The organism is Bartonella queenslandensis AUST/NH15 (genome assembly GCF_000312585.1).
Classification (GTDB): Bacteria; Pseudomonadota; Alphaproteobacteria; order Rhizobiales; family Rhizobiaceae; genus Bartonella; species Bartonella queenslandensis_A.
Genome location: NZ_HE997975.1, coordinates 38,908 through 42,989, shown reverse-complemented (window position 1 = coordinate 42,989; position 4,082 = coordinate 38,908). Strand labels below are relative to the sequence as shown.

The 4,082-nt window shown below is 34.7% G+C and carries 1 protein-coding gene and 1 pseudogene; both read right to left on the bottom strand.

The genetic code is table 11. The annotated features are described in order from the left end of the window. Positions 1-575 precede the first annotated feature (575 nt). A complete protein-coding gene (nhaA, locus tag BN338_RS00455) occupies positions 576-1,937 on the bottom strand; it encodes a Na+/H+ antiporter NhaA (protein WP_039758023.1) in 1,362 nt (453 codons plus the stop codon). A 149-nt stretch (positions 1,938-2,086) separates the two neighbouring features. Further along, positions 2,087-3,792, bottom strand: a pseudogene (locus BN338_RS00450) (hypothetical protein). Between the last annotated feature and the right edge of the window lie 290 nt (positions 3,793-4,082).

The window sequence follows — 4,082 nt, the reverse complement described above, 5'->3', positions numbered from 1 at the left end:
TACTCATTTAATATGAATATTATTTAAAAATTTATCTGTGCTCTATTCTCCTTTGTGACCTCATTGATTTTACATCTAGAGTTTTAAAGGTCAGTCCGCGATAAGTGAAGAGTTTTGGAAAAATATTCTATATCTTAATATTTTAATGAGATGACCGGTAATCATTAAACGGCAATGCATTTTTTTAAAAGTTTGGAAAAGGGCAGTTATTCAAAAAAGTGATCAAGTTCTTGCTATGATAATAATCTTTTCATTTTCTTGAGATACTCATATGGCGATATAAGAACGACCGGTAGAGACATACACAAAATATATTTGAGTGCAGAGAATAAGCTAAGGGTGAAGGCGATAATAACAGCAACTCTTTTTGAGGTTTAATATTTTTTTGCCTCTAATAAATGAAACAACAACAGGCAATTCTTAACGTTTTTATGGAGATTTTCAAATCGTTCATTTAACCGAAATGAACATAAGATAAAAACATCTTAGTAAGCAAATACACTTGTTTCAAGGACTGTAGATAAAATCTTGGCTATGCTGAAAGATCAGTTCAATAAAGTAGATGATTGCTTGGTTTATTCGGAACTATGAGAAACGTTTTTATTGCGCTTAATATAAATGAATCCATATCCAAGACCGATAAGAGCAGATAAACCAGAGCCGCAAAGGACTCCAATTTTTGCAGCATCAAGCAAGATAATATCTTTAAAGGCGAGCATTGAAACAAAGATAGACATTGTAAAGCCAATTCCTGCTAAGAACCCAATGAGTAAAATACCTGTCCATGTCATATGAGGAGGGAGACGGCATAGTCCTGATTTTACAGCTAGATAACTGGCAGTGATAATGCCAAGGGGCTTACCAACGAAAAGACCAATGACAACACCAAGAACAATTAAGAATGATTTGTCAGAAGAAAGATCAAAGTTTGCAAAACTTACTCCTGCATTTGCAAAGGCAAAAACCGGCATGATACCGTATGCAACCCATGGATGCAATGCTTTTTGAACACGTGTTACTGGAGCAATCATTGCCTGTTGTCCTTTACGCATTTTTTTCAATGCAGTTGAAATATGATGGAGATCTTTTTTTGTGTTTTTTTCTTGGAGAATTTGCATAGCGTTGCTGAGCATGGTGAGTGGGGCTACAAGAGTGCGTGTAGGAAAAACGGGAGTCATCATACCTAAGATGACCCCAGCAAGTGATGGATGAACGCCTGTTGCCATTAATCCCCACCAGATGATTGCACCAGGTAAAATGTAAAGCCATGCTGATGCAAGTCCGATCCATTGAAAAAAGAGTACCAAAGCAATACCTGTTCCTGCAATCAATAAACCACTAGGGTCAATGTTTGTTGAGTAGAAAAAAGCAATAATAAGAACAGCGATAATATCATCAATAATCGCTAATGATAGAAGAATGACATGAAGATTAGAAGGAATTTTTTTCCCAAGAAGAGCCAGAATACCAAGAGCAAAGGCAATATCTGTTGCTGTTGGCACAGCCCAACCGTAGATATGTCCCTCGTTAAAGTTAAAGATGAAATAAATAATTGCAGGGGCACAAACGCCTCCTATTGCTGCAACAATCGGTAAAATTGCTTGTTTAAAATCGGCAAGAGCACCTTCATGAATTTCGCGTCGAATTTCCATTCCTGCGACGAGAAAGAAAATAGTCATAAGAGCATCATTAACCCAGAAATGTAAATCCCATGAAAGAGTGAAATGACCCAAATTAAAACCAAGAGGTGTATGCCAAAAAGATTCATAGAGAGCAGCATATTTAGAATTGGCAAAAATAAGTGCAGAAGCAGCAGCTAATAAAAGGATAATGCCACTAAGAGCTTCAATATGGAGAAAACGCTCGATAGCAGAAAGCGCTTGATTGGTGACACGAGAAGCGCGATTAGGCAAGCGATTTGAAGATAAATCAGACATAAACAACTCCAACTATCGACAATTTTATGATTCTATATTCTCTGCGTAAATAACACTATTATGATGCTTCCTGTATCATATAAAAGCAAAAAGAGGAATAAAGTTCTCAATTTATAGACAAAATCATCATGTTTAAAGCACAATATGTTTTAAGGCGATGCTTCATTTCTAATTGCGAGATCTACTTTGTTTAAAGCTTTGGATAGATCATTTTGTAGAGCGGATTCGAGATCAACCATTGTGAGCCCTTTATTATCTTTTGCTTTAATTTTAATGATCAATGTTTTTGGATTTTTAGCAAATTCACCTAAGGATTTTGAAATTTTTTCTGCTTCGTCATGATTTTTTAGCAGCATTTTGGGGGTCTGCATCATCATTAAATAGAAATCGTCATAGAGTTCCTTTTTAAGATCATGTTGGCTGTCATTAAGATTTTTCGCAAGATAAGAAAAAAGCTTATCAATGAAACCTGCATCTCTATATTGTATATCAATTTCATTGATACCAAGGTTTTGAGAAGCAGCAATCATGACATTTGGTTGACCAGAAAAAAGCTTTTCATCAACATCAATAACCTTAGCTGATATGTTTCCAGATCCAACGTCTTTCATATCGAAAGACATTGTATTAAGAAAGAACATATGTTTTTTTCATCGTAAGAAATATCAAGTTTTCCTGAAAAATCAATTTGTTCAAACCCCATCTTCTTAAAGAGTTCTAAGTCTTTTTCATTCATTTTTTTAGGTAAAAGGGAAAGGTTATTGAGAGAAAGAAAAAGCTTTTGGGGGACAGGATGTTTCCACAAGCTTGGTTTAAATTGAAATGATTCGAGAGTTGCTTTCAAGGGTGGAATATCAACGGTGATATTATCAGCTTTGGCATCTGCTGAAGTAATGGCGAGCAGTATGTTCAGAAGGAGATCATTTTGTGCTATTTTTTCCGCGACTTTATTATTCTCTTTTCTTGCATTAAGATAAGCTTTGACCAATTTTTCAGGAGTTTGCTCAAGCGGTTTCATCTTTAGACCAGATGTTTTAAATTGGGCGAGGGAGAAAGAGCTATTTTTTTCTGCTTCTTCAAAAATATCGACACTTATATTGTTCAGAAAAATAGGACCAGTAACGGTTTTTCCTTTATTGAGAGCGTTATTTTTTCCGAAAATGATAGAATAGGCATAATTGATGTCGATATCTTGGGCTTTTATTGTATCACTTTTAGCCATCAGCTGCATCTGTTTATCACCATTGACTGCGACTGTTTTAAGATCCATATTTTTGATACTAACGGAACGAATATGGCCTTTTTTAAAATCAAAAAGCTGAAAATTTTTGACTTCAACCGTTTCTACTCGTTTATTTTTATTTTCTATAGAAAATTGTATATTGGGAGCGCTCATTGAGGCAAGCTCAATACGCATCAGTGATTGTAAAAGATGTGATGTGATTGTTCTATCTTTGTCTTTTAAAGATACACTTTTAAGAGAAATTTGGGGAATTTTTACATGAATATTATTATGCTTTAAATCAACATTATAAAATGTAAAAGTTCCAGGAATAAAAGAAAAAGGAGGACGAGCAGAAATGGCACCAATTTTAAGTGATGTACCGGTTGGAACGGGGAGTGTAACATTCTTCAAATTGACTTTACCTAGAATACTGACTTCAGCTGTTTCTGCTTTTATAGCACGACGGGCTATCTCTTGTTTTACAAAACTGTCAAGATAAGGTTTTGCGATATAAAACCCACCAACAATTATCATTGCCAAAATAGCAACAAATCCAATAATGCAAGTGAGCCAATATCTTAGGTTACTTTGATACCCACTATTAAGATTGACCATTCTTTCTTCTTTCATTTTTGTCACTCTTTGAATTGAGAGTGAAGATAAACTCTTTTAAGCAACGACAAAGGTTAAAATATAGCGTGTACCAGTTTCAACAGCCATCTGCCCTCTATATTAGAGTTATTCTCATCTTTTTTGCAATATCGCTTTATCAATTTTTATCGATTTTCTTTGGATACAGCACGTTATAGAAAAGTACGCATAATGAAGGAAGGTAAGTTTATGCGCATCATATTTTATCCACTTTAAATTATCTTCAAATATTCTTATGTCTGCTTTTATCTTGCTGCTGTTTATAGGAA

Excerpts from the sequence above, each read along its gene's own strand:
- nhaA (WP_039758023.1), bottom strand. The coding sequence starts at position 1,937 with ATGTCTGATTTATCTTCAAATCGCTTGCCTAATCGCGCTTCTCGTGTC.